Source organism: Sulfurisphaera tokodaii str. 7 (assembly GCF_000011205.1).
GTDB classification, from domain to species: Archaea; Thermoproteota; Thermoprotei_A; order Sulfolobales; family Sulfolobaceae; genus Sulfurisphaera; species Sulfurisphaera tokodaii.
Window position 1 is genome coordinate 1,187,501 of sequence record NC_003106.2, and the last position, 25,345, is coordinate 1,212,845.

Annotated in this window: 28 protein-coding genes, 1 tRNA gene and 1 rRNA gene (1 of these 30 only partly in view); 11 read left to right on the forward strand and 19 right to left on the reverse strand. The window is 32.9% G+C overall.

From position 1 onward, the window contains the following. The 4 genes from STK_RS06550 to STK_RS06565 all read right to left on the reverse strand — a co-directional run. Positions 1 to 499: ribosomal RNA gene (locus tag STK_RS06550) — 16S ribosomal RNA — on the reverse strand (it extends 997 nt beyond the left edge of the window). A gap of 548 nt (positions 500 to 1,047) precedes the next feature. Continuing rightward, positions 1,048 to 1,647, reverse strand: a complete 600-nt coding sequence (locus tag STK_RS06555) for a methyltransferase family protein (protein WP_010979206.1) — start codon at positions 1,645 to 1,647, stop codon at positions 1,048 to 1,050. A 568-nt stretch (positions 1,648 to 2,215) separates the two neighbouring features. Then, on the reverse strand, positions 2,216 to 2,668 hold the full coding sequence (locus STK_RS06560; protein WP_010979207.1) for a hypothetical protein: 453 nt from the start codon (positions 2,666 to 2,668) through the stop codon (positions 2,216 to 2,218). Further along, on the reverse strand, positions 2,649 to 4,076 hold the full coding sequence (locus STK_RS06565) for an AAA family ATPase (RefSeq protein WP_010979208.1): 1,428 nt from the start codon (positions 4,074 to 4,076) through the stop codon (positions 2,649 to 2,651). Before STK_RS06565 ends, STK_RS06560 begins: the two co-directional genes overlap by 20 nt. A 664-nt stretch (positions 4,077 to 4,740) precedes the next feature. On the opposite strand from STK_RS06565, the gene STK_RS06570 reads away from it, so the two are divergent. Further along, positions 4,741 to 6,234 (forward strand): acyl-CoA synthetase, encoded by a 1,494-nt coding sequence (locus STK_RS06570; RefSeq protein ID WP_010979209.1) that lies wholly within the window; start codon positions 4,741 to 4,743, stop codon positions 6,232 to 6,234. Between the two features lie 158 nt (positions 6,235 to 6,392). Here the strand turns inward: STK_RS06570 and STK_RS06575 are convergent, their stop codons facing one another. Beyond that, on the reverse strand, positions 6,393 to 6,572 hold the full coding sequence (locus STK_RS06575; RefSeq protein WP_052846500.1) for a hypothetical protein: 180 nt from the start codon (positions 6,570 to 6,572) through the stop codon (positions 6,393 to 6,395). A 365-nt stretch (positions 6,573 to 6,937) separates the two neighbouring features. Between STK_RS06575 and STK_RS06580 the strand changes: the two genes are divergently transcribed. From STK_RS06580 to STK_RS06610, 7 genes are all read left to right on the forward strand, one after another. Continuing rightward, the gene (locus STK_RS06580; RefSeq protein WP_010979210.1) at positions 6,938 to 7,321 is read left to right on the forward strand and encodes a hypothetical protein; all 384 of its coding nucleotides are present in this window, start codon (positions 6,938 to 6,940) and stop codon (positions 7,319 to 7,321) included. After that, positions 7,318 to 7,725: a hypothetical protein gene (locus STK_RS06585; protein WP_010979211.1), complete on the forward strand. Its 408-nt coding sequence runs from the start codon at positions 7,318 to 7,320 to the stop codon at positions 7,723 to 7,725. The genes STK_RS06580 and STK_RS06585 overlap by 4 nt, the downstream gene beginning before the upstream one ends. 337 nt (positions 7,726 to 8,062) lie before the next feature. After that, complete coding sequence (locus STK_RS06590) at positions 8,063 to 8,785, forward strand: lipoate--protein ligase family protein (RefSeq protein ID WP_010979212.1); 723 nt, start codon at positions 8,063 to 8,065, stop codon at positions 8,783 to 8,785. After that, complete coding sequence (locus STK_RS06595) at positions 8,782 to 9,000, forward strand: hypothetical protein (RefSeq protein ID WP_052846501.1); 219 nt, start codon at positions 8,782 to 8,784, stop codon at positions 8,998 to 9,000. The genes STK_RS06590 and STK_RS06595 overlap by 4 nt, the downstream gene beginning before the upstream one ends. After that, positions 8,997 to 9,812, forward strand: coding sequence for a radical SAM protein (locus tag STK_RS06600; protein ID WP_052846502.1), 816 nt, complete (start codon positions 8,997 to 8,999; stop codon positions 9,810 to 9,812). The genes STK_RS06595 and STK_RS06600 overlap by 4 nt, the downstream gene beginning before the upstream one ends. Positions 9,813 to 9,814: 2 nt before the next feature. Continuing rightward, positions 9,815 to 10,630: a radical SAM protein gene (locus STK_RS06605; RefSeq protein WP_232616532.1), complete on the forward strand. Its 816-nt coding sequence runs from the start codon at positions 9,815 to 9,817 to the stop codon at positions 10,628 to 10,630. A 33-nt stretch (positions 10,631 to 10,663) separates the two neighbouring features. Further along, positions 10,664 to 12,082 (forward strand): L-aspartate oxidase, encoded by a 1,419-nt coding sequence (locus STK_RS06610; RefSeq protein WP_010979215.1) that lies wholly within the window; start codon positions 10,664 to 10,666, stop codon positions 12,080 to 12,082. Here STK_RS06610 and nadA read toward each other — a convergent pair. Together nadA and nadC are read right to left on the reverse strand one after the other, a co-directional pair. Continuing rightward, positions 12,071 to 13,009, reverse strand: coding sequence for a quinolinate synthase NadA (gene nadA / locus STK_RS06615; RefSeq protein WP_052846504.1), 939 nt, complete (start codon positions 13,007 to 13,009; stop codon positions 12,071 to 12,073). The two genes, STK_RS06610 and nadA, sit on opposite strands and share 12 nt — an antisense overlap. A 63-nt stretch (positions 13,010 to 13,072) precedes the next feature. After that, positions 13,073 to 13,903, reverse strand: coding sequence for a carboxylating nicotinate-nucleotide diphosphorylase (gene nadC / locus STK_RS06620; RefSeq protein ID WP_010979217.1), 831 nt, complete (start codon positions 13,901 to 13,903; stop codon positions 13,073 to 13,075). A gap of 104 nt (positions 13,904 to 14,007) precedes the next feature. Here nadC and STK_RS06625 point away from each other — a divergent pair. After that, positions 14,008 to 14,099: transfer RNA gene (locus tag STK_RS06625), tRNA-Thr, on the forward strand. Here the strand turns inward: STK_RS06625 and STK_RS14580 are convergent. The 9 genes from STK_RS14580 to gcvT form a co-directional block, all read right to left on the reverse strand. Then, a complete protein-coding gene (locus STK_RS14580; RefSeq protein ID WP_084742691.1) occupies positions 14,081 to 14,227 on the reverse strand; it encodes a ribbon-helix-helix protein, CopG family in 147 nt (48 codons plus the stop codon). The genes STK_RS06625 and STK_RS14580 overlap by 19 nt on opposite strands. A 70-nt stretch (positions 14,228 to 14,297) precedes the next feature. After that, a complete protein-coding gene (locus STK_RS06630; RefSeq protein WP_010979218.1) occupies positions 14,298 to 15,452 on the reverse strand; it encodes a SufB/SufD family protein in 1,155 nt (384 codons plus the stop codon). Then, complete coding sequence (gene sufB / locus STK_RS06635) at positions 15,453 to 16,892, reverse strand: Fe-S cluster assembly protein SufB (RefSeq protein ID WP_010979219.1); 1,440 nt, start codon at positions 16,890 to 16,892, stop codon at positions 15,453 to 15,455. 90 nt (positions 16,893 to 16,982) lie between these two features. Next, on the reverse strand, positions 16,983 to 17,720 hold the full coding sequence (gene sufC / locus STK_RS06640; protein WP_052846505.1) for a Fe-S cluster assembly ATPase SufC: 738 nt from the start codon (positions 17,718 to 17,720) through the stop codon (positions 16,983 to 16,985). A 15-nt stretch (positions 17,721 to 17,735) separates the two neighbouring features. Then, positions 17,736 to 18,740 (reverse strand): AbrB/MazE/SpoVT family DNA-binding domain-containing protein, encoded by a 1,005-nt coding sequence (locus STK_RS06645; RefSeq protein ID WP_052846506.1) that lies wholly within the window; start codon positions 18,738 to 18,740, stop codon positions 17,736 to 17,738. A gap of 85 nt (positions 18,741 to 18,825) precedes the next feature. Continuing rightward, a complete protein-coding gene (locus tag STK_RS06650) occupies positions 18,826 to 19,194 on the reverse strand; it encodes an Hsp20/alpha crystallin family protein (RefSeq protein WP_069168191.1) in 369 nt (122 codons plus the stop codon). Between the two features lie 5 nt (positions 19,195 to 19,199). After that, positions 19,200 to 19,943 carry a proteasome assembly chaperone family protein gene (locus tag STK_RS06655; RefSeq protein ID WP_010979223.1) on the reverse strand — a complete coding sequence of 248 codons (744 nt, stop codon included), beginning with the start codon at positions 19,941 to 19,943 and terminating at the stop codon, positions 19,200 to 19,202. Beyond that, a complete protein-coding gene (gcvH, locus tag STK_RS06660; protein ID WP_052846941.1) occupies positions 19,943 to 20,362 on the reverse strand; it encodes a glycine cleavage system protein GcvH in 420 nt (139 codons plus the stop codon). Before gcvH ends, STK_RS06655 begins: the two co-directional genes overlap by 1 nt. An 8-nt stretch (positions 20,363 to 20,370) precedes the next feature. After that, the gene (gene gcvT / locus STK_RS06665; protein WP_010979225.1) at positions 20,371 to 21,411 is read right to left on the reverse strand and encodes a glycine cleavage system aminomethyltransferase GcvT; all 1,041 of its coding nucleotides are present in this window, start codon (positions 21,409 to 21,411) and stop codon (positions 20,371 to 20,373) included. Positions 21,412 to 21,449: 38 nt separating this feature from the next. Here gcvT and gcvPA point away from each other — a divergent pair, with 38 nt between their 5' ends. Further along, the gene (gene gcvPA, locus STK_RS06670; RefSeq protein ID WP_010979226.1) at positions 21,450 to 22,799 is read left to right on the forward strand and encodes an aminomethyl-transferring glycine dehydrogenase subunit GcvPA; all 1,350 of its coding nucleotides are present in this window, start codon (positions 21,450 to 21,452) and stop codon (positions 22,797 to 22,799) included. After that, positions 22,796 to 24,313, forward strand: coding sequence for an aminomethyl-transferring glycine dehydrogenase subunit GcvPB (gene gcvPB / locus STK_RS06675; RefSeq protein ID WP_010979227.1), 1,518 nt, complete (start codon positions 22,796 to 22,798; stop codon positions 24,311 to 24,313). The genes gcvPA and gcvPB overlap by 4 nt, the downstream gene beginning before the upstream one ends. Here the strand turns inward: gcvPB and STK_RS06680 are convergent. Genes STK_RS06680 through STK_RS06690 form a run of 3 tightly spaced genes read right to left on the reverse strand, consistent with a single transcriptional unit; the run spans position 24,305 to position 25,341 of the window. After that, positions 24,305 to 24,733 carry a signal peptidase I gene (locus STK_RS06680; protein WP_010979228.1) on the reverse strand — a complete coding sequence of 143 codons (429 nt, stop codon included), beginning with the start codon at positions 24,731 to 24,733 and terminating at the stop codon, positions 24,305 to 24,307. The two genes, gcvPB and STK_RS06680, sit on opposite strands and share 9 nt — an antisense overlap. Continuing rightward, positions 24,720 to 25,040: a hypothetical protein gene (locus STK_RS06685; RefSeq protein WP_010979229.1), complete on the reverse strand. Its 321-nt coding sequence runs from the start codon at positions 25,038 to 25,040 to the stop codon at positions 24,720 to 24,722. The genes STK_RS06680 and STK_RS06685 overlap by 14 nt, the downstream gene beginning before the upstream one ends. Continuing rightward, positions 25,033 to 25,341 carry a hypothetical protein gene (locus tag STK_RS06690; protein WP_010979230.1) on the reverse strand — a complete coding sequence of 103 codons (309 nt, stop codon included), beginning with the start codon at positions 25,339 to 25,341 and terminating at the stop codon, positions 25,033 to 25,035. Before STK_RS06690 ends, STK_RS06685 begins: the two co-directional genes overlap by 8 nt. Positions 25,342 to 25,345: the final 4 nt, after the last annotated feature.

Here is a 25,345-nt window from a genome sequence, read left to right on the forward strand (position 1 = left end):
GCTGGTGTTACCGCGGCGGCTGACACCAGACTTGCCCCCCGCTTATTCCCCCGCCTTTGTAGAGCGGGGAAAAGCCCCCTTACGGGGGCACTCGGGGTAGCGCCCTCACGCTTTCGCGCATTGGGGACGTTTCCCGCCTGGTGCGCCCCGTAGGGCCTGGGCCCTTGTCTCAGTGCCCAACTGGGGGCTCCCGCTCCCACGGCCCCTACCCGTTATAGGTTTGGCGGGCCGTTACCCCGCCAACAGCCTGATGGGCCGCAGCCCCATCCTCGGGCGGGTATGAGCGGGAAATAGCCCATACCCTTTTAAGGGAGGAACCGTTCCAGGACTCCTCCCCTATGGGGGATTATCCCCAGTTTCCCGGGGTTATCCCCCTCCCGAGGGTAGGTTAGCCACGTGTTACTCAGCCGTCCGCCACACCCCCTTGCCCGGGGGTGTACGACTCCCATGGCTTAGTGCTACCCCGATAGCGGTCGGGTCCGGCAGGATCAACCGGAATTGGGACGGGAGGGCTTTTCACCGTCCATGGCTTCCCCTGTTGGGGATGAGGTGTCCCGGGTTAGGTTCCCGGGCTTTCTCATCCCCCCATAAGTGCAATTATCCCCCGGCGGGAGTTGTTCTCCCGCGGGGTTGTCCGCGAATATAGTATTGTATCAATAATGTATTTAAAGCTAACTTTAACGTGTTATGTTATAATTCACGTATTTTTACGACTGTCAGTTTTATAAGAGATGTCATAATGTAATTTAATTTTCTTATTCCTTTTTATTTTGTCTTTTACTTGGTTAAGTAAATATCACTTATGTTATAAGATAGAATAAGTAAGGGGAATTATTCTGTGACTTTATTTTGTATAAAAGTTTTATTATGATGTTTCGATATCTGCTTTCTATTTATTTATGCTAATCCTAGGTGGTTTTCTTTGGTTTAGAGGAAATATTAGACAATTGGTGACAGATATGGGAAATTTATACTGTAATAGACTCATATTCTGCTGGCTTTATCTTGAATAAAGTTTCCTATAGTAAGAAAGACGTCTTTAGGGTCTCAAAATACGTATGGAATGATTTTTTTCTTTACTCTCTTCTTATAATCAAGATATTCCTCTCCTAAGTTCTGGATTAATAACCTTTCCTCTAAGTTAGCTCTATAATTATAGACTGCAATATCTACTAAGACCAGTGGTAGAGAAAATAGGCTCCTTAAAGATAAGGCCACACCTAGGAGTAATATAATAGCACCGCCGTATGCGGGATGTCTTACAAGACTATAAGGGCCCCAGCTTATAACTCTCTGGTCTGAATATACTGTAACAACGGGTGAGAAGTATTTGCCTAGAGTAAGTATTGCCCATATCCTAAAACTCTCTCCTGCTATCATAAAGACTAAACCTATGTATATAAATGCTTCGGGTAGTTCTCCTATTCCACTAAAGTAGGAATAATATCCAAAAAAGAAGGAGAAGAAGATTGTAAAAAATAATGCCCCTATGAAGATAAAGAAAGTTGAGAATTCTCTTTCTCTTACTTCTGCTCTTCTTCTCACCCACATGTTACGGTAAGCAATAATGAAATCTACTGAAAACACTATGAAATAAACAGAATAAAATAGTTCTTCATTGTACTGGGTTTCAAATATTGGAATCATCGCTGTAATATGTATGCTAGGATATTTAATGCATCGTATAAGTTCAGAAACTGAACTTTAGTTGGCGATCTGATATTGTTTTTAATGTAATATTTCTAATCTGACTATAAAGGAATTTAATTTAAATTATGGAGTAGTTTTATTCACTTTTTTATTTTGTTATTACTGCTCTATGGTAATATTCAGTTAAACTATTTTTATTCTATGCTATAGAATTGGTCTACGACTTAGACTGATGCTAATCCTAAGAGTTAGGTAATCATCAAGGTTTTTAAGAATCCAGTTAATTTCCTATTTATGGAAGTAGTGGTATACTGTGGTGATATAGTCTTTTTCATAGTAAATGCTAAGGGTAAATGATATCTGTCGATAAGAATCGTATCTTCTCGCTTACATAATTAGTCTACTTTTAACATCTTAAGTTAAAGCTAGTCCTTTGCGACTCCTACGGTTTTAAGCTTAGGTTTGTGAGACGCATGGCGTATGGTGCCTATTATGAAAAAGACTATATTTAAGACGATTTAGCATTTATTTCATTCCTTTCTTATCTCTTTACGTATATAATGACCTAGTCCTCACAACTTATGGGAACTAATTGTGGGTCATATTTTAAAAGTATATTCTTTTTGTAGTGCTTAAGTAGATTCTTAAAGTTCTTACTATACTGGTAAAACTCCATTAACTTATTGGGATTTATTACTGTGACAAGTTTGATTTCTTCTTGGAATAGGCTAATTCTGTTCTTGTTTAAATATTCTAGAAAATTCATACAATATTCAAATTTATTAAGAAATTCCAATAAATCTCTATCAGTATTCATTGACATTTCTATTATCTCTACAGAATTATTGCTAACGAGTATTGCGTCACAATGTTCTTTATTTAGACTGAGCTTGTTTTTAATACTATCATCCAAATTATTAAATATATGTTCAAAGTCTACAAATGTATAAATCTCTTTGTTTTTAATATTATACTTACAATTTCCATCAATTATATAGCTATTCTTTAGAAACGGCACCCTTTCTCAACCTGGACAAATATATTTCAGAAAACCATTTTAACTCTTTATCAAGTACATCCACAAAGCTAGGTATACCTTTGGTTATAGTCTCATCGCTTATCTCTTCAACTCTACCGTCATGAAAATAGTAAAACCTAACTATTTTCTTGTTTGCCTCTAGTATATTCTCTACTAATTCATCATTTTTTATTTCAAGAGAGTCTAGGAGTTTTATAATCTCTTCTGAGGTGGGTTTTAAAAAGGATAAAAATGCTAGAGTATAAAGTATTGTTTGGCTATGTGTGGTTATAACGAGTTTATTTGTGGTTGTTAATGCATAAAGGATAAGACCCATAAGTATTTGAAGCTTCTCGTGAAATTGTGATTCGGGTTCCTCATATAATACGATTTCTCTTTCTCTTAATGTGAGGAGTAAGCTTATAACTTCCATTATTGATGCAGAGACGAATCTCCAGGGAATAACCTTTTTCTCAATATAATATAGTTCTCCGTTTTCACTAAGCTTTACATTACCTGGAATTAATGGCTTTAAAATTCTATATATTTTGTCACCCTCTCCGAATCGTTTTAAAAGAGAAGAGGACTGAAGTACCCTAAAATAAAAGAATAACAGTTCTATAACATCTAAAAGTGAACCTGCTACCCACGCACTTTTTCTCAAAGCCTCCTCAAATTCGTCAGAAAGTACAAGTAGGTTATTAGTACTCTGGCTTATTCGTGAAATAATGTTAACAACTTCATATGCCACAAGTGACCTATTATAGGGTATGAGTAGTACATTGCTTATACTCTCTCTTTTGCTCATTTCTTTCCAGAATTCTAATTCTAATTTAGAGTAAATTCTTTTACCTATTTCTTCTACTATACCTTCAGCAATTACATGATATAGATAATCTCTGCAACTTTCTGATATACCTTCAATCGCTGTAAGAATCCGTGCATATCCTTTATTACCTATAATCTCAGCCTCAAAATTTACGCCTATCTCACCTAGTCTTTTTATTACTTTCTCATCGCACTCAGAAGGAGACACTATAGAAGTGAACTTTACGTTACCTTTTATCCCTCTTTCATACACCTTATGAGTTTTTATGAAATCAATAAAAGAAAAAGGCTCAAAAGTGAAGTCTCCTTCTGGAAGAGATTGCCTTATAAATAAGTCAGAGGGTGTGAAAATAAGCTTTACAGTTTTTTCATCAACGATTTCATAACTAATATTGAGGAGTCCGTATCCAGGTTTCTTACTTGATAATAGCTCCCATCCAAAAGTGTTTAATGAATAGTAAATAGCCCTTAAGACAGTTGATTTACCAGAGTTTGGGGGACCGAAGAAGACAGTTAGATCACCGAGTTCTATTTCACTCTCCTCACTGATAGGACCTAAGGACTTAATCCTAAGCTTCACAAGTAGTTCTCGAACTGAAAAGTTAAATATTTATCATATTAAGTGTGAGCTTTTTATATTGTAATGTTGGGTGTTATCAAAGGTAAGTAGTAATTAAATGTTCTTATAAAGAGCACAAAAGACACTCAATAATAAACCTTTAGATCATATTTTAAACATAGCAAAGATTATCACTTGAGCCCCCTAGACCTACATAATGAGTGGTTCTTAATTACTTTAGTTCATAAGGCTTATTATTATACTAAACACTCCAAAAATTATAAGTAGGTTGAAGGGTAAAAAGGTCTATTGGCTTAGGTTTTGCGGAATATTATAATAAACCATTTGATGCTAACTAGTGATAAGTAAAGCCTAATTTTGCATAGATAAGTATGAATTATGTGGAAGACTAAGGGGTTCTTTGCGATTCATTTTGGATCAGATAATTCATTGTACATTCACAATTGGAGAGACTAAGGAGTTTATACCACGGACTTAATGGAGATAATGACATATAATCAATTATTTCTTCATAAAATTATTCTAACTCTATGAGAAAATTATAACTAGAAAGGAAACCTGAATCACCCTACGGTATAAAGATTATAAAATAAGAACAGATTGAGATATTAATAAATAACGTAATTTATGAAAGCTTAATTATTTCTCTTTTTATTTTTATTTTATGGTAAGTTATTATGAGGTTGTAAGAAGTTTTAGCTGGAAGGAGATCGAAAAAACAATAGATATTTCATCACTAGTAGACCATGAGGGGGTAGCTGTAATTAGATTTAGTAAAGAAGGAAAAGAACAAATTACTTTCCAAGAACTTAAAGATAAAGCGTTAAGGCTTGCTTCTTATCTGAAGCATATAGCTGGTGTTAAGAAGGGAGATGTAATATCAGTTTTAGCTTCTAAGAAAATTGAGCAAGTTATAGTCCTCTTAGCCAGTCTCTATATAGGAGCTTTGTATCAGCCCTTATTTACAGCCTTTGGACCTAAGGCTATAGAAATTAGGACTAGAGATAAAAAACCTAAAGTGTTATTTTATCAAGATGATCAAAAAGAGAAGGTAAGTGAAGGAGTACCACTTTCAAAGCTTGATGAGTTAACATCTTACGGGAGATTAGAAGAGATAGAAAGGCTAAGCTGGAACGATCCAATTATTTTACTTTATACTTCTGGGAGTACTGGTTTACCTAAAGGAGCATTAATATCTAAGAGGCTTTTACTTAACACATACGTATATATGAAATACGGAATTGGGTTAAGAGAGAATGATATTTTCTGGAATGGTGCTGATCCTGGCTGGGCATATGGTCTCTATTATGGAATTATAGGCCCATTGCTTTTCGGCAAGACTGTAATATTCCTAGATGAGCCTTTCGATGCAGAAAGAACAATGGAGTTTCTTGAAGAAAACAAAATAACAAATTTCGCATGGGCACCTACTACATATAGGATTATATCGAGGTCTGTGAAAAGGAAGTACGATTTAAGGCTTGAAAGAGCTAGCTCTGCAGGAGAACCCCTTAATCCAGAGGTAATAAAGTGGTTTAAAGATAATTATAATGTGATTGTGAAAGACCATTATGGTCAGACTGAAGTAGGGATGGTAGTGTATAATGGTTGGGGTTATGATTATGAGTTAAAGATAGGTAGTATGGGGTTACCAGCACCAGGTTATGAGGTGGATATTATAGAAGAGAATATAGCTGTAAAGAAGACTTCTCCAGGATTTCATTTTCTAGGATATTTGAATAATCCTGAGAAAACGCAAGAAGCTTTCAGAGGAGATTGGTATTTAACTGGTGATGTAGCATCTAAAGATCAAGACGGATACTTCTGGTTTATTGGTAGAAAGGATGATGTAACTAAGGTGTCTGGATATAGGATTGGACCTTTTGAAGTAGAGAGTGTGCTATTAGAGCATCCAGCTATCCTTGAATCTGCAGTAGTTGCTGATGAAGATCCTATTAGGGGGCACGTTCTCCACGCATATATAGTTCTTAAACCCGGATATACTCCAAGTGAAGAGCTAAAAAAGGAGATAATAGAGTTTGTTAAGAGTCGTTACTCTAAGACTGTGCATTTAGAGAGGGTGGATTTCATCGATAAATTACCGAAAACCGAAAGTGGAAAAATACAAAGGTATTTACTTAAGAAAAAGATAAGTTAATTGTTAACCTTATGTTTAGTATAAAAAGTGTGCAAAATAGTAAAAGATGCTTAAGCTCGTATTATAATTAATATCAATATCATTTTTTAATTTTTATAAAAATAAACACTAAAATATAAATTATTTATATCATAAATAACAATTTTTGATTATTCATTCTATCTATGTTTTAATAATCTCATAGTTGGTGAGAATGAAGCTGAGGTTTCTATTATAGTCATAAGCATTGATTCTTTAATCTCATTAGACATAGGATCTCTGAGCTTCGCTATTGTAATATGATCAAAGAGATCTGCGAGACTTATATAATTTCTTTCCATTTTATCCCTATTTGCCAAGAATACTTACCCCTTTTTAAGCACGTTTTTTAACTTGTCAATTTTTTACTTAAAGCCTGAGCTATTAATGCGCGTATGTCTCTTCTATTGTAGTTTTCCTTGAGTTTTCTGCAATTTAGTAACTTAGTTTCTTCTTATGCTTAACGCATTTACTCCTTGTAGAGGTATACTTCATTATAGTAATTTAGGGTATGTTAAATAGCACTAAGAAAAGTATTAGTCTTATCGAATATAGATATGAAGATTAATAAACATGGATATAAGACTGGATAATTTATATAAAATAGTGAAGGATTTAAGTAATGACGGATATGAGTTTTTTGGGTAAAAACTTATATATTGTATGATAAGTAGTTTTTTAAAAAATGAAATTTCCTAGGCTCATTGCAGGCATAACTGGAATAGCGTGGAGTATTTTGCATTTAACAGTCGGATATAATGCTGCAACTATTGCTGCTCATGTAGTTGGTAAGGCTTCTTTTATCTTTGCAATTTACTCTGAATATTTCGGATTTAATTCAGCATTATATTTATTTGAAGCTTATGAAATTTTGACTTATAGCAAGAAATTGCTGCCATATTTTTTCTTATTGGATTCGTGGAATACTTTTCTGATAATTTATACTCATTTATTTCCAGCACCTTTTTTAGGAAAAGTTTTGCCAATTATTCCTCAAGTTCCTATAGCTATTGTTTTTGACGTAATTTTACTTGCAACTATTCTTTACTTAATGGTGAGAGAGAAATGATTTCTGAGAGGATTAAAAGTAATAGACTTATTGCAAGATTTGTAAGAAAACCAGAACTATTTATTCCTTTAACTTATCATTTTCATATTTTCGAGAAGAGTGATGAGAATAAATATGTAGTTTTTCTTTACCCTAGAGAAGATACTAGAAACGTTAAGGTCGAAGAATATCTTCAGAAATTTCTCTTGATCCATTCAATATCCTCCTCTGACATAACTTATTTACTAGATAATGATAAGGGAATCACTTATAAGATTCATGTTAGTTTATCGTTTAAGGATAGTTATGTAAATATAGGTGTTTTTAGTGAGAAAAAGGGATTGTTTAAGTCACTGCCTATTTCTGAGGATCACATTCTATCTCATATTATTGATAATTTAAGGTATTTAAGTGAGGAAGAGTAATAGTATTCTGATTTGTAATATTTGCAGAAATTATATTATATCTTAGTGAAGACTTATAGAATAAAGTTCTATGAAAAATATTATTAATCAACAAATCTTAATGAATTATTTTTCTATATTATATTAGATATACAAATATATGTGATTATAGAATATAATATATTAATAATCTATGTGTTATAGAATTATTAACTAACAAATCAATAATCGTGTAAGAAATTAAATATCTTCTTCAAATAGATAAAAAAGTCTATTTATTCTATCACTAACTAAATAAAAACTCTTACAGCCTATTAAAATATGTTTTCTTATAAACCCTTTATGAGTTTTTATTTTTATGAGACTTATAATTGAAGGTGGCGAACGTGGAGAGAGACAAATGGCTCTTGATGAGACTATGCTTCTGCTTCTTACTAAGGATTTAATACCAGAAACCGTTAGGTTCTGGAATTTTAAACCTACAACTTTAACGCTAGGTAGATTTTTGGCAGTAAAGGATTGGGTTAATGAGGAAGAATTGAGACGTTTTAATTTCCCCTTAATAAGACGTTTTACCGGTGGTGGTCCGGCTTTACATGACGAAAATGGTGAAATTACTTGGAGTGTTGCTATCAAGGGTAATGATTTAATGAAGGCTTATCAAACTATTGCTAAAGCGTTAATTAACGCTCTTTCTCATTTTGATTTGAAGGGAGAGTTTTCTCCGATAAATGATATTGTTGTTCAGGGTAAGAAGATTGTTGGAATGGCTGGGGCTATTAAGAGGAATTCTATTTTAGTTCATGGTACTTTTATGTATGCTACAAACCCAGAGTTTATGAGGGTCATTAAGTCTCCAAAGGTTAAGGAGGCTGAAAGAGGTGAGGCTAAGTCTAGAGTTACTACTGTTTCTTTACTTTTGGGTTATAATATATCAAGGAGTGAGGCTTTAGAGGCTTTAATTGAGGGTTTTAAGTCTGTTTTTAATCTTGAGGATGGTGAGTTAACTGACATAGAGAAGGAGTTTAGTGAATCATTAAGGTTTAAATATACTAATCCTCAATGGACTTATTTGAGATGATTTGTGAAAAGGTGTTTAGGTCTAGGGCCGGAAAGACTGTTATTTTGAGGGTCTATGATAATAATGTTGAGGTTACTGGTGATTTCTTCACTACTGATGATGATTTGAGATTGATAGAAGATAGTTTAAGTAAAGGTAAGAGACCCAATGCTTTTATTTTAGGTGTTGATATTGATGAGTTATATGAGAAGTTCTTAGAGTGTGTCAAAAAATGAAAGTTCTACTTTCTTCGGGTACTTACTACTATTTAAAAAGGGGTATAAAGGTTAGTGAGACTGCTTATGCTTTACAATATGGTGGTTGTGAAGGTAAGTGTAAGTTCTGTACGCAATCTGTCTTATCTAATGCTGATAAGACTTATTTATCTAGGGTTAAGTGGTATTTAGTTGATTTTAATGATGAGACTGCTGAAAAACTTTCCATTTTTTCCCGTTTTTGTTTACAAACTGTAATAAAGAAGGGTTTTGTTGATGAGGTTATTGATATTCTTAAGCTTACTAGAAATAAGCATAAATCTGTTACCATAACCCCCATAGAGGTAAGCTATTTGTATAAATTTAAGGAGTTAAATGTTGACTATTTAGGCGTTGGTTTGGATACTGTTAAGAGGCTTTGGGATTATGTTGGTAAGCCTTATACTTTTGATGAGTATATGAAATTTATAAAGGAAGCTGTTAGAGTCTTTGGAAGGGGTCATGTTTACGCTCATTTAATAGTTGGTCTTGGTGAGACTGATGATGAATTAATTAGTTTAATGAAAGAGTTAAAAGATATTGGTGCTGAGGTTGCTTTGTTTGCTTTTACCCCGGTTAAGGGTACTCCTTTTGAGAATTTAGAGAGACCTTCTCTTGAAAGGTATAGGCACATTCAAAGAATGAGATACATAATATTTGAGGGAAAGAATTCTAAGCTTGCATACCTAACATCTGGTTGTCCATCTTGTGACAGACCTTATTATAATGAAGATCCTAGAGATAAGTTGTATAATATTCCTTTGAGGGATTTCCGTTGGTATATGGGTTCGTAATTTTGAGAAAATTTTCTGTTATAAGCATATCTGGTGGTTCTTGTTCTTTAAGTTGCACATATTGTAATTCAACATATATAAAGAGTATGGAGCCTGCTATTTCTGAAGAAGAATTTTACAAAATCTTAAAGAAGAAGTATGAAAGAGGGGTTAAGGGGTTTTTAATTAGTGGTGGTTTTGATCCACAAGGGAGGTTACTGAATCTCAAAAGAATATTACCGGTTATGAAAAGGGTTAAAAGAGAGTTCGAAGATGTGATTTTTAATATTCATCCTGGGTTAGTAGAAAGGGAATTAATAGAGGAAATGTCTGATGTTGTCGATATTGTGGATTACGAGTTTGCTTACTCACTAAGAGCTTTTGAAAATAAGGGGATAAAGAGGAATAGGGAGGATTATATTAAAGTTTTGGAAGATTTTATAACTAGGGGTCCTAAATATATTGTTCCCCATATAATTTTAGGTTTTCCTAATGATGATATTGAGGAGAGTATTAAAATTGCTTCTTCTATGAAACCTTATCTTGTTAATTTCTTAGTCCTCATACCTACTAAAGGTACTCCCTCGGAGAATTTTGGTATCCCTCAGATTTCTGATATTATTAAATATGTTGAGCTTGGTAGTAGGTTAATGAATGGAAAGGTTAGTATTGGTTGTATGAGACCTTATAAGATTAAGGATGAGTTAGATAAGATAGTAGTAGAAAGAGGTCTTGTTGAGAGAATTTCTAATCCTTCCAGGAAATTATGGGGTTATTTAGATATGTATGATGCTTGCTGTAGTTTACCTTTAGAGTATTTAAATAAATTTAAACTTTAATTTTTTAAACTCCGAACACATGTTCGATTATATATGATCTATATAATTGGTTCAGGTATTGCTGGTTTATCTGCTGGTGTTGCGTTAAGAAGGGCTGGAAAGAAAGTTACTTTAATAAGTAAAAGAATTGATGGTGGTTCTACTCCCATAGCTAAGGGTGGTGTTGCAGCTTCTGTTGGAAGCGATGATAGTCCAGAGCTACATGCTCAAGACACTATTAGGGTTGGTGATGGATTGTGCGATGTAAAGACTGTTAATTATGTTACATCTGAGGCTAAGAATGTTATAGAGACTTTTGAGAGTTGGGGTTTTGAGTTTGAGGAGGATTTAAGGTTAGAAGGAGGTCATACAAAGAGGAGAGTTTTGCATAGGACTGATGAGACGGGAAGAGAGATATTCAACTTTTTATTAAAGCTTGCTAGGGAGGAAGGAATTCCCATAATTGAGGATAGACTTGTTGAGATAAGGGTTAAAGACGGGAAGGTTACTGGTTTTGTTACGGAAAAGAGGGGTTTGGTTGAAGATGTTGATAAACTTGTTTTAGCTACTGGTGGTTATTCTTATCTTTATGAATACTCTTCTACTCAATCTACTAATATTGGGGATGGTATGGCTATTGCTTTTAAGGCTGGGACTATACTTGCTGATATGGAGTTTGTACAATTTCATCCTACTGTTACAAGTTTAGACGGAGAAGTTTTCTTACTAACAGAAACTTTAAGGGGTGAGGGAGCACAAATCATTAATGAGAATGGAGAAAGGTTTTTATTTAATTATGATAAGAGAGGAGAATTAGCACCTAGGGATATTCTTTCTAGGGCTATTTATATTGAAATGTTAAAGGGACATAAGGTTTTTATTGATTTGAGTAAAATTGAGGATTTTGAAAGAAAGTTCCCTGTTGTTGCTAAGTATTTAGCTAGGCATGGTCATAATTACAAAGTTAAGATTCCTATATTTCCTGCAGCTCATTTTGTTGATGGAGGTATTAGGGTTAATATTAGAGGGGAAAGTAATATTGTAAATCTTTATGCTATTGGCGAGGTTAGTGATTCTGGTTTACATGGTGCTAATAGGTTAGCTAGTAATTCTCTTTTAGAAGGTTTGGTTTTTGGCATTAATTTGCCAAGATATGTTGATAGTAGTTGGGAGGGAATATCTACTGATGACGGTATTGTTCATTCTGTTAGGATATCTGGTAATAAGACTCTGTCTCTTAAAGAGATAAGGAGGATCAATTGGGAAAATGTTGGTATAATAAGGAATGAGGAGAAATTGGTTAAGGCTATAAATACTTATTCTAGTTCTACGCAAAATGAGGCTATTATATCTTATTTGACCGCATTAGCTGCTGAAATAAGAAAGGAGAGTAGGGGTAATCATTTTAGGGAGGATTATCCTTATAAGGATCCTAATTGGGAAAAAAGGATTTATTTTAAGTTAGTTGTTTAGTAGTCTCATTGTCCTTTCAAATGCTTCTTTTGCCCTTTCTGCTATATCCTTAGGTACTTTCACTTCATAAATTTCTTCTTCTAGTGATCTTTTTATTTTTTCTAATGTTATCATAGCCATATAAGGACATCTTGCACATGCATAAGCTTCAGTAGTAACTAATGGGTAGAATGTTTTTTCTGGTACTTGCAACTTTAATGCGTTTATCATACCTAACTCTGTAGCTACTATGAATTCTTTATAGGGACTTTCTTTAGCAAATTTTATCATTTGATTTGTTGAGCCTACAAAGTCTGATGCTTCTAATATTTCTAATGGACTTTCTGGATGTGCCATGAGTATTGCGTTAGGATATTTCTTTCTTGCTAATTCAACTAGTTGTCTTGTGTAATTGGCATGGACTATACATCTTCCGTTTGGTGGCACTTTTACTAATCTCTTCCCAGTTTTTCTCTCAACGTAATTTGCTAAATTTGCGTCTGGACCGAATATTATTGTGTCTGCGTCTAAACTTTTCACTACTTTTATAGCAGTTGAAGAAGTTACAATATAATCTGCTAATGCTTTCGTGTAAATACTAGTGTTAATATACAATACTACTGGAGCATTAGGATACATTTCTTTATATTTTTTTAAAGTATCTACATCTAAGGAATCCGATAAAGAGCAACCGGCATTAGGATCTGGGGATAATACTTTTTTATCTGGATTTAATGCTGCTGCTTGTTCTGCCATAAAATATACTCCAGCGAATACTATAATGTCTGCATTTGTTTTCATTGCTTTTACTGCTAAATCATAAGAATCTCCAGTGAAATCTGATACTAATTGTACTCCATACTCCATATAATTATGACCTAAAATTATCGCGTTTTTATTTCTCTTTAAATTCTTTATTTCTTTTATTAACTCCACTGCGTCTGGCATATATCCCCGAACATGTGTTCTGTGCATTTTAAGTTTTTAAATATTACTATCGAAAATTTGTTTTTATGATTTATATACATCAAGAGAGAAGTCTAATGACCTTGAACTATGGGTTATATAACCACTTGAAATAATGTCAACCCCCGTTTTTGCATATTCAATTACATTATCTGGATTTATTCCGCCAGAAGCTTCTACTATTACTTTCCCTTTTAATTCATTTACTACTGGTATTATTTCTTCTGGTTTCATATTATCTAAAAGTATAGCATCTGCACCAGCTTGATATGCTTCTAATGCATCTTTTAAACTTGATACTTCAACCTCAATTTTTTTAGTAAAACTTGTTATTTCTTTAGCTCTCCTTATAGCTTCTTTTACACTTCCGATTAGAGCAATGTGATTATCTTTTATTAACACTGCATCGGAAAGATTAAATCTGTGAGGATCTCCTCCACCTACTTCAATTGCGTATTTTTCAAATACTCTTAAACCTGGAGTTGTTTTCCTGGTCCCAGCTATTCTAACATAAGGGTTTACACTCTTAGCCAGTCTTGTCATCAAGTGGGTTACTGTAGATATACCAGATAATTTGCCTAATAGATTCAGTACTAATCTCTCTACTCCTAAGATTGTTTCTGCGTCTCCTTCTATCTCTAATACTATATCTTTTTTCTTTATTTGTGTTCCATCTTTCATATAATTTTCTATCTTTATTCCTAAATATTCTAAGAAAGGAATAATGAACTTTTGACCGGCTAATATTCCCTCATCTTTAGATATTATTATGGCTTTACATTTTATCCCAGAAACTATTTTACTTGTCACGTCTTCTGGGTATGTGTCTTCTTCAAGTAATGATAAGAGTTTGTTTATCATTATTTGTTTTATCATTTACGAAAAGTGAGTTATAGTGAAAATAAAAATTAGTCTTTAAAACATGTCGGTCAATCAAAGCAAAAATAAACTTTATATCTTATTTCGTAATATTTTTATTTGCCGCTGTAGCTCAGCCTGGTTAGAGCGCCGGCCTTGTAAGGGTAAAGGACAGGACAGCCGGCGGTCCGGGGTTCAAATCCCCGCAGCGGCTTTTTTCTCCCTCAAGTATCTTATTAAAGCCTCTCTTATTATTTCACTTCTGGTAATCCTATTGTTTAATGCATAGAGGTCTAGTTGTTGTAACAAATTCTCCTCTATTTTGAATGTAACTACTCTCATTTCTCATCAAGTAATACCTAAAAAGTGGATTATAAATAAGTCCAATTTGATATAAGTCAGAATAGAGAGACTAAACCGAAACTATTATCTTACTTTCCGCAAGAGTTTCTTCAATTACTTTCTTTAAGATCTCTGGATCTTTTTCATCTTCAATGAATCCTCTTATTAGAAATGATTCTGCCTCTTTTCTACTTAATCCTCTATTTTCTAAATAGAATATTAAATCATCTGGTACTCTAGATACTGATGCAGAATGCTTAGCCATTAGTACTCTTCCAGTCTTTACTTCTAACATAGGTGCTACTATCGATTTTGCATCTTTACCCAATATATATGCTCTACCTATTATCGATGTAGATGAATCAAATGCTATTTGATTTACTGATGCGTCTCCTCTTACAACTACTAATGCATTATCAGTAGCTATTCCTTTTAAGTTTCCTTCACTTACACTTCTTAATCCTTCATGTTGTACGTTTACTTTCATATCTATTTTATCGTTGTCTCTTCCTATTGATTTAGCACTAAAGACTGATCTTGCATCTTTCTCTAGAATTGTTGTATATTCTATGTGCGCCATTTTTGATTTAGTAGCAAATAATGTTGCGTTAAGTTCTCCTTCACAATAAACTTTACTATAATTATAAATGTATGTGGATTTGGCAATTAATGTGAAATTAACTTGAGAATCTCTTCCTATTTTTAGAGAAATAACTGACGATTGAAGGGAGTCTGGTATTTCGTTTTCAGCCAGATATATTATATCTACTATTGCACCTTCCTTCACATTTATTTCTATGTTAGCTGGAGAAATGTAACCTTTTTCTGTTACGTTATGATATATTAAGATTTTTGAAGAGTCTTCTATGTTTATTTTCAGTTTTTTTGATAATGCCAATGTTAAAGAGACAAGCTTAGTTTCATCTGCTTTCATCAGATTATTTGTTGGTTCAAAGCTTATTTCTCCTCCTATTATGTTATCATCTTGTATATAGATTGTCTTGTATCCTTCTATTTCATACTTCTTTACTTTATTTGAAGAGGGAAAGATTGTTAAGTTAAGTTTATCATACTCACTCCATTCAGTATAATGCTTAACTGTAGGAGAATCGTTTATAATTTGGTATGGCAATGATTCTGCTAAAGAAAGTAATTTTTGTCTTTCTCCTTTATTTTCCAAGTTAGAAATGTATTTTTGTACAGAAGAAAAATCGATTATACTCATTTATGCCACTGCACCTAGTTTATCTAATTCTAACTTAATAACCTTATTCAGCATTGTAGCATATTCAAATGGTAGTTCTTTCATAATCTCATCAATAAATCCTAAGACTAGCATTGAAACTGATTCTTTTTCGTCTATACCTCTATTCATTAAATAGAATAATTGATCTTCATTCATTCTGAAAGTATGGGCTTCATGAGCTACATCTGCATCTTCTTCAAAGACTTGGTTATGTGGGAATGTATATGCTTTTGTTTTCTCATCAAGCATTAGTGAATCACACTTTACAAATGCTTTTGCACCAGTAGCTCCTTTGTTAACCCTTATTAAGCCTCTGTATATGTTTACTCCGCCATTAAATCCTATGTTCTTGTTTATTACTTTACTCTTAGTATTTGGTGCTGCGTGAATCATTTTTGATCCGCTGTCCTTCCATTCTCCTTCACCGCTGGCTAATGTTACTACTAAACTTGTTGATGAGGCATTTCTTCCTCTTAATATTGTTGATGGATAAACGAAACTATATTTTGATCCTAAAGAACCTTCTACCCATTCCACTGTTGAATTTTCATCTGCCCATGCCCTCTTATTATTAAAGTTAATTACATTTTTGCTCCAGTTTTGTACTGTTGTGAATTTAATATAAGCGTTTTTCTTTGCATATAATTCTACCATACCATCGTGGAATGAGAATTTCTTAAATTGTGGTGCTGAGCATCCTTCAATGAAATGTATATATGAACCTTCATCTGCTATGATTAAGGTGTGCTCAAATTGTCCTTCCATTTCACTTCCTATTATGAAGAATCCTTCGACTGGTGTGGTTATTTTCACACCTTTTGGTACATATACGAATACTCCACCACTCCATAAGGCACCATGAAGTGCGGCAAATTTGTGATCGGAAACGGGGAAGATTTTTGTGAAGTATTCTTTTATTATGTCTGGGTATTTTTGTATTGCTTCTTCTGGCGGCATCATTATTACTCCTTTCTTAGCTAATTCTTGTTTAACGTTAGAGTAAATTGATTCTGATTCAAATGTTGCAACTAAACCTCCTAAGTATTGTTGTTCTGACTGAGGAATTCCTAATTGTTCATAATATTTTCTAATTTCTGGTGGTACTTCATCCCAATTTGATGTTCTTTCTACATCAGGCTTTATGTAAATTTCCATTTTTGAAACATCTAATTCGGAAAGGAAATCTGGTAACCAATTAGGAGTTGGGAGTTTTTCAAATAATTCTAAACTTTTTAATCTTAATCTGAGCATCCATTCTGGTTCTTTTTTGAGTTTTGAAATTTCAACGATTACGTCTTTGCTTAGCCCTGACTCTACTACACGTTTATGAAATTCACTTTGACTAAGATTATTGTTTTTAGCCTCTATTGTGGCATTTATGATCTCGTTAATATCAAGCGAGAATTTCTCTTCTGGCATTTTGGTTTACCTATCATTAACTCTGTTAAAGATCTAATATAAGCTTATCTATAAATAATTAAAAATTTTAAATTCTAGAAAAATTACTAATTATTTCAATATTCCTTCATACCCTTTTTCATCTATAAGTTTAGCTAATTCCATCCCACCAGAAGCTACTATTTTACCTCTATAAAGTACATGAACTTTATCAGCTTTCACGTGATCAAGAATCCTTCTATAATGAGTTATTATTAAGTATCCAGTATTATTCTCATTTCTAAGTTTTACTATAGCTTCAGCAATAGCTCTAAGACCGTCAACATCAACACCTGAATCTGGCTCATCGAGTATTGCTATTTTAGGTTTCATTAATAACATTTGTAGAATTTCTGTTCTCTTTTTTTCTCCACCACTAAATCCTTCAAAAACACCTCTGTTTAATAATGAGTCACTTACTCCTACAGTTTTACTTAGTTCTTTTACATAACTTATAACTTGTAGCGGGGATTGTGATGAACCGTAAATTCTGTTATACTCCGCTACTAGTAATGTAGAAAGTTTTACTCCGCTTATTTCTATGGGATTTTGAAATGCTAAGAATAATCCTTTTTTGACTTTTTCATGTGTTTCAAGATTTGTTATATCTTCATTATCTAGTAAGATTTTGCCTTCAGTGATTTTATATTTAGGATGTCCCATTATAGCCAGTGATAATGAGGTCTTTCCACTTCCGTTAGGTCCCATTAATACATGTATCTCTCCAGAGTTTATAGTTAGCGAGACACCTTTGAGTATTTCTTTACCTTCTACTGTTACGTGAAGATTTTCGATTTTTAAAGTTGTCATATATATCACTTCTACTTATGAGCTTAAATTTCTCTCTATCCAAGGGGCTTCTTCAAGGAATAATGAACATGAAGAGTTATTTAATGCTTCTTCTAGCATAGTAAGTAAATCATCCATATAACTTAGGAGAATTTGATTATCCGTATTTATTTGTGATAATGCTAGTTTAATTTGTGATATTAGGGTAAATCCGTTAGAAATTCTCTTTATACTTGGAAATAATATACTCATTATTATTTCATCAAATAAATCGTTTATTTTTTGAAATACTTCTATTAATTTTTTATTTATTTCTTGGTCATTTCTCAGTTTTTCATCTTTTTTTATAACTTCATTAAGTTTTTGCATTACGTGGTATACTCTTAACAATATAGAAGAATTTACAGCTATAATGAAATTCCTCAGAGTATCCCTTTCAGAATTATATCTTCCACCCATACTTCTTCTTAATAACATAAGGTATACCCGTCTAAGATCTTCTATTGTAGATTGTACTTCTGACTGATTCTGACCTTTAAGAATAGCTATAATATCATCTACTTTTTTTGCTATAATATTCAATATTCTCCTTAGTAAAGATTCTATGCCTATTTTTTCAGTATCTAATAAGCAATCTAGTTTTATTCTGTCTTCTGTAACTTCAGATACTTCTATGCCCACTAATTGCTTTGAGAAATTCATTACATCTTCTACTTCTTTATGTTCCAAATTTTTCCTAGAAGAAAATACTATTTCATCATAACCTAGTGCATATAAACAAGGGATTGCTGTAGTCATTGATTGCTTGAAGCTATCAATATCGATTTTTACAGACCTTTTATTTGAGTTTAATTTTATTTTTTCAGCAACTAAACGCAAAGTGCCGTCTTCAGATACTTCCATAATTATTTTATCTCCTGGTTTAATTCCCCATTTGTTTATCCATTTTTTAGGTAATGTTATAAAAAGAGAAGAAGAACCCAGTCTTTGAACTTTCCTAGTTTCTACATCTTTTGAAAATCTTGTTGTTTCATCAGACAAGAATTTATCCCTATTTAATCTACTTGAACGCCGTTTATATAAATGTTTCTAAAGCTTATTAATAACAAGATAAAAAGCAGTTTTTCTACTGTTTCTTTTTCTTTATTGTTACTTTTAATAACCATTTAACTCTTGAAACATCCATAGTTGAAGGATCAGCATCATCTGGTAAGCTTAAATTAAGTCTATATTCTTTACCATCCTTTGTTTTACAAGAAACAGATAATCTCCTTGGTCTTGATTCAACTTTTAATGTAGCTAAATCAGCTTTAGGAACATCTATAAGATATTCGTATCCTTCATCGGTTTCATTAACACTATATAATGGTGAAGAAAATCTTCTTAGTTCTCTTTCTATTTCTTCCTCTATTTCTCTTTGTATTCTTCTAAATTTTTCTTCCTCTTGTTTTAATAGGTTCTTTATTAATTCATCTAAGTCTTTAAAAGCCGGCATTTTTATCACGCATATGTCATTGGTCTATTTGATGCATAAGTCGGTAATTCTTGTTTTGTCTGCTCCATTAATCCCTTAATTTTATCTCTAATATCTTCTGCTTCTTTTAGTAATTCGTCAACACTTATAGAGAACCCTATATATTTACTCAATATAGTTAATGCTATTGCTGATGCTTCTGGATCTGGTAGATCAAGAAAAGATTCAACAACAATAACGAAATTACTTAAATTATTTTTGTGTGATTCAATAAGCAAAGGAGCATATGGACCAGCTATATAACCATCACCGAATTTTTCCATAAGACCAAGTTTTTGTAAATCTTGAGCTGTATTATAATCATTTGCTATCCAATATGCATTTAATTTTTCAGCGTTTAGCCTATCTTGTATTGGTAATCCTGTTATCGATATAATATTTGAAATACCATATTTCTTTGCAACATCAACTATAATCCTACTTATTACATTTATTGCAGATGAGGGTATGGCTATCCATGAATGAAATACTATCATATTATGGTTATGATAGAGTCTTATAGGGGATTTTGCTATTCCGTCTTGAACGTGAGAAATTGGGGGTAAAATAGTTGGCGCGTAAATTTCGGCAAACTCTTTAAGTTTTAACCTTTCTATCAAATACTCTGTTGCTATCACTCCAACTAATCCGGCGTCTGGTAATCCAACTATAAGATAAGAAGGTTTAGATAAAATTGGAGTATATTTTTCAATAATTTCGTATTGGCTCATTATAATCCCTCTCTTTGTTTTATTAATTCACTATACTTTTCCGGACTTAACAATTTTTCTATTTCGTTCCTGTCACTTATCTCTAGTTTAAATATCCAGCCTTCACCATAAGGATCTTTATTTATTAGTTCTGGTGACTCAGTCAGTTTTTGGTTTGTTTCTATTACTTTTCCAGATAATGGAGAGTAAATATCTGCAGCGGCTTTTACGGATTCTACAACAGCAACCGGATCATTAGCCTTAACTTCTTTATCTATCTCTGGTAATTCAACACCTACGATATCACGTAGTTTTTTCTGTGCATAATCAGTTATTCCCACAATAGCTATGTTTTCTTTAACCAATATCCACTCATCTGTTTCTGAATAATATCTATCTTTTAATACTTTGTATTTTCCACCGACTATAATTTCTGACATTACTATCACTAAATAAATGGAAAGTCTTGTAATTTAGCTTCAACTTGCCTATTTCTTATCTCTATATTGGCAGAGTAGCCGAATAGAGCGTATTTTGAGTTAATATACCCCATTCCTATGACTCTATTAAGATAGGGTGAAAACGTTGAACTTGTTACATATCCAATTTCGTTATCTAGTATTTTTATCTTATTATCTTTTCTAGGAATACTTCTTTCTCCTTTCTTTAATTTTAATCCAACTCTTATTTTTTCGACACCATTCTTTAACTGTTCTACTATTTTCTCTCTGCCAATAAATTGTTTATCAAGAGAGAAAACCCAATATCTTGCTTCTACGGGAGTTATGTTCTCATCTATATCTTCTCCATACAATACAAATCCCATTTCTTGTCTTATACTATCTCTACAAATTAAACCAGATGGTTTAACTCCTACCGAAATAAGTCTTTGAATAATTTTTGAGATTACTTCTGGGCTTCCCCAAACTTCTACTCCATCTTCTCCAGTCCACCCTGATCTGCTAATAAGAAAGACTTCTTCCCCAAGAAATTTAGTATTAATTTTAAATTCTAATGGTTGTAGATCAGTCTTTTCTATGTAATTCCACACATTTCTTCCTTGTATAGCAATCATAGCATATTTAAATGTTAGATCTTCTACTTCTAATGACGAATTAGATTTTATCCAATTTATTACTTTTTCTCTATTTATTGCATTTGTAACAATTAAGAATTCGGTATCACTTAACTTATATGTCATTACATCGTCTATAAAACCGCCTTTATCATTAAGAAATGCTGTTGGTCCTATCATAGTATTATAGGAAGCTTTTTTAATATCTTTCGCTATCAAAAGATCGAACTCATCAATTTTTCCAGTTATTTTTAGTCTCCCCATGTGTGATAAGTCAAAAAATGCAGCAGAAGAGCGTACAGCTAAATGTTCTTCTTGATAAGAAGTATATTTCATTGGCATTTTCCAACCTGCAAATTCGCCTATATCAGCATTAAGTTTTAATTCAATATCCAAAAGAGGCGTACTAAACATTTTTAATTCACATATTGAATACTAGTAGGCATATTTATATGGACATGCATCCATGGCTACCAAATATAAAGTATATAGAGGAGATGTTGAAAAGTATAGGAGTAAATAGCATAGACGATCTATTCATAGATGTGCCAGAAGAAATCAAATTAAAGAAAGAATTGGATTTAGATTATAAAAAACCTCTTTCTGAATACGAAATTATTCTTAAATTGCAAGAATTACAAAATAAAAATAAAAGACTTAAGATGCCACCTTTTCTAGGAGGTGGACTTTGCCCGCATTATGTTCCAGAGGTTGTAAAATTTATTATTAAACGTTCTGAATTTTATACAGCTTATACTCCTTATCAGCCAGAAATTTCTCAAGGACTACTTCAAGCACTTTTTGAATATCAAAGTCTAATAGCTGAGCTTTTTGAAATGGAAGTAGTTAATGCATCCCTTTATGATTGGGGTAGTGCTCTAGCTGAAGCTATAATGATGGCTAATAGAATTAATAAAAAGAAGACTGTGCTTGTTCCTAAACTTATGAACCCATACCATAAAGAAGTTGTAAAAACGTGGACTTATGGTAAGGGTATCAAACTAGTAGAAATACCTCCAAATGAAAGAGGTACTATTGACGTTAGTAAGTTAGAAAGTATGATAAATGAGGATGATGTTTCTGCAATATATATTCAACAACCTAATTTTTATGGAATATTTGAAGATGAGATAGAATATATTGTAGATATTGCTAAAAAGAAAAAAATTATCACTATTATGGGTGTTTCTCCACTAGCATTAGGCCTAATCAAGCCTCCTGGAGAATATGAAATTGATATTACAGTAGGAGATGGACAAGAATTAGGTTTATCTTTAAACTTTGGAGGTCCTCTTTTAGGAATTCTTGCAACCAGATGGGACGGACAATTAGTAAGACAAATGCCTGGCAGGATTGTGGGATTAACTAAGGATTCTGAAGGAAAAAGAGGATTTACATTAATCCTTCAAACTAGAGAACAGTTTGCTAGAAGAGAAAAAGCTACTTCAAATATAACTACTAATGAAGCATTAATGGCTATTGCAGCAGCTGTATATCTCTCCTTATTAGGAAGAAATGGAATAAAAGAATTGGCTAAGGAGATATACATTAGAAGTCATTATGCTAAGAAAAGATTAGAAGAATTAGGAGTAAACACTGTATATAACGGAGATTTCTTTGAGGAGTTTGCTGTTGATTTTAGAACTGATTATGATATAATTCATTCTAGGTTACTTGAGAAGAATATACACGGTGGATTAAAATTGGGTAAGACTCAAGCTTTATTTTGTGTTACTGAAGTTCATACTAAAAGTATGATTGATGAGTTAATTGAAAGCATTAGAGAGGTGTTTTCTGGATGAGCTGGCATCAAGCTGTATGGAACGAGCCTCTAATTTTTGAGTATAAAGGAAAGGGAAGAATAGGTTTTAAAATCCCAGAAGAAGAGGAGTTAAAGAAAGAGATCAGCATCAATATACCAGAAAAATTAAGGAGAAAAGAGATAGATTTGCCGGAGTTAAGCGAACTAGAAGTTATTAGACATTTTATAAGATTATCTCAAATGAGTTTTGGTGTTGATAACGGAATGGTACCTTTAGGTTCATGTACTATGAAGTATAACCCAAAGATAGAGGAAGAAGCTGAATTACTTACACAAAATTTGCATCCATTGCAAGATGATTCTACTGTTCAAGGTATTTTAGAGGTTTTATATTATATGCAGAAATGGTTAGCCGAAATAACTGGTATGGATTTATGTAGTTTACAAGTGCCAGCTGGAGCTGCTGGAGAATTAGCAGGGGTTTTAATGATTAAGAAATATCATGAAACTAAGGGTAGAGGAAATAGAGATGAAATGCTTGTTGCTGATACTGCACATGGAACTAATCCTGCTAGTGCTTCTATGGAGAATTTTAAAGTTATCTACATTAAGTCTAATAGTGAAGGTCTAGTTGATGTGGATATTCTGAAGGAGATTGTAAGTGAAAGGACTGCTGGGTTTATGTTAACTAATCCTAATACTCTTGGTCTATTCGAGGAGAATATATTAGATATTGCAAAATATATTCACTCTGTTGATGCAAAATTATATTATGATGGAGCAAATCTTAACGGAATTTTAGGAGTAGTTAGACCGGGAGATATGGGGTTTGATATTGTTCATTTAAATTTACATAAGACATTTGCTGTTCCACATGGGGGTGGAGGTCCAGGAGCTGGAGCAATATGTGCTAAGGGAGAGATGGTTAATTTCTTACCGTATCCATTAGTAGAGAAAAAGGACGGAAAATATTCGTTGTCTTATATTCCAAAATATTCCATTGGAAAAATTGCCACTTTTTATGGAAATGTAGGTAATGTAGTTAGAGCATATACGTATATTCTGGGTTTAGGTGCCGAAGGAATATCAATGATAGGAAAAATGAGTACTTTAGCTACAAATTACCTTATATCACAACTTAAAAATGTAAGAGGACTAGAGTTAATAGCCCCCTATAGACCTAGAAAACATGAGGTAGTTTTTTCTGCTAAAACGTTGGCTAAAGAAACTGGTGTTACAGCAAATGATGTTGCAAAGGCATTATTAGATAGAGGATTTTACGCGCCAACTATATATTTCCCTCCAAATGTAGAGGAGGCTTTAATGATTGAGCCAACAGAAACCGAACCTAAAGAAGTTTTGGATAGTTTTGCAATTGCTATAAAGGAGATTATTAATACTGCCTATTCTAACCCTAAGGAAATTTTAGATACTCCAAAGAATACTAGTGTTAAAAGATTAGACCAAGTTATAGCAAACCATCCGTCTAGTGTAACTCCAACTTATAGGGTTAAAAGACTAAGGGAGGAGGGAAAAATAGGTTCCTTAAAGTAGGGAGAAAAGTATTGAAATATAACCTAGATAAGGTATTGAAATTACTATTCCATTAACTTCAGCTACTTTTCCTATAACTTGTGACTGAGGAATTCCTTGAGGAGGTTCTAAACCAATTTTGTTATCAGACTGAGGATTAGTTATATTATCTACTCCTTTTGTAACATAGAATTTTTCCCCATCTATATAATTTATTTTAATCACATGATGTATCACATATGTGTTAAATGTAGGTGATTTATATATTATAATATTTCCAATTTTGATATTATTCGGTGAAGTATAAAATGTCAAGAAACCGTTCTGAAAAATCGGATACATTGAGACTCCTTCTACGCTTGCTGTCTGTACAATTCCAGATAAGACTACGATATAAATTAATATTATTACAATAAGTAATAAGATGTCACTCTTCTTCATCTAAATCACTAAGGTCTAATTCTATCACTTCTCCTCTGTTTTCCTCCTCTTCTTGTTTTTCTTCTCCTATTTTCTTTACACCTTTCTTTCCTTCAACTTCTACGGAGCTCCCGCCAGCTCTTATCTTTGATACTACAGCTTTCCACTTATGCCCATTAGGACACTCAAAAGATCCCATAACGGTTATTGTTATTCTACCATAAGCATCTGGTAATGGTGAAACTAGTTGCCAAGTTTTAATCGGTTTTTCTACTCTTGTACCACATGTTGGACATACATACGGGTCAGTTTGCTTTTTCTTAGGCATAATTTGTATGATAAAAAACAAGACTATAAATTAATTCTCCTAAAATTGCTGTTGAAAATAAGGCTATTATTAGGAGATTTATCTTTCTCTTTAATGCGAAAGTATATGAAATAATATTAAAGATAACTAAAAAAGGGTAGAAAACTAAAGGAGAGTAAAAATAAGCCACAAGATAAGGTGCTGTAGTCCATGCTATATAAAATGCTCTTTGATTACTTAGCTTGCTATCAAGAATTTTTGCATAGATAGGAGTTAATATTCCATATATAACGAAGATCAGAAGACAACTACAGAATAACATATTA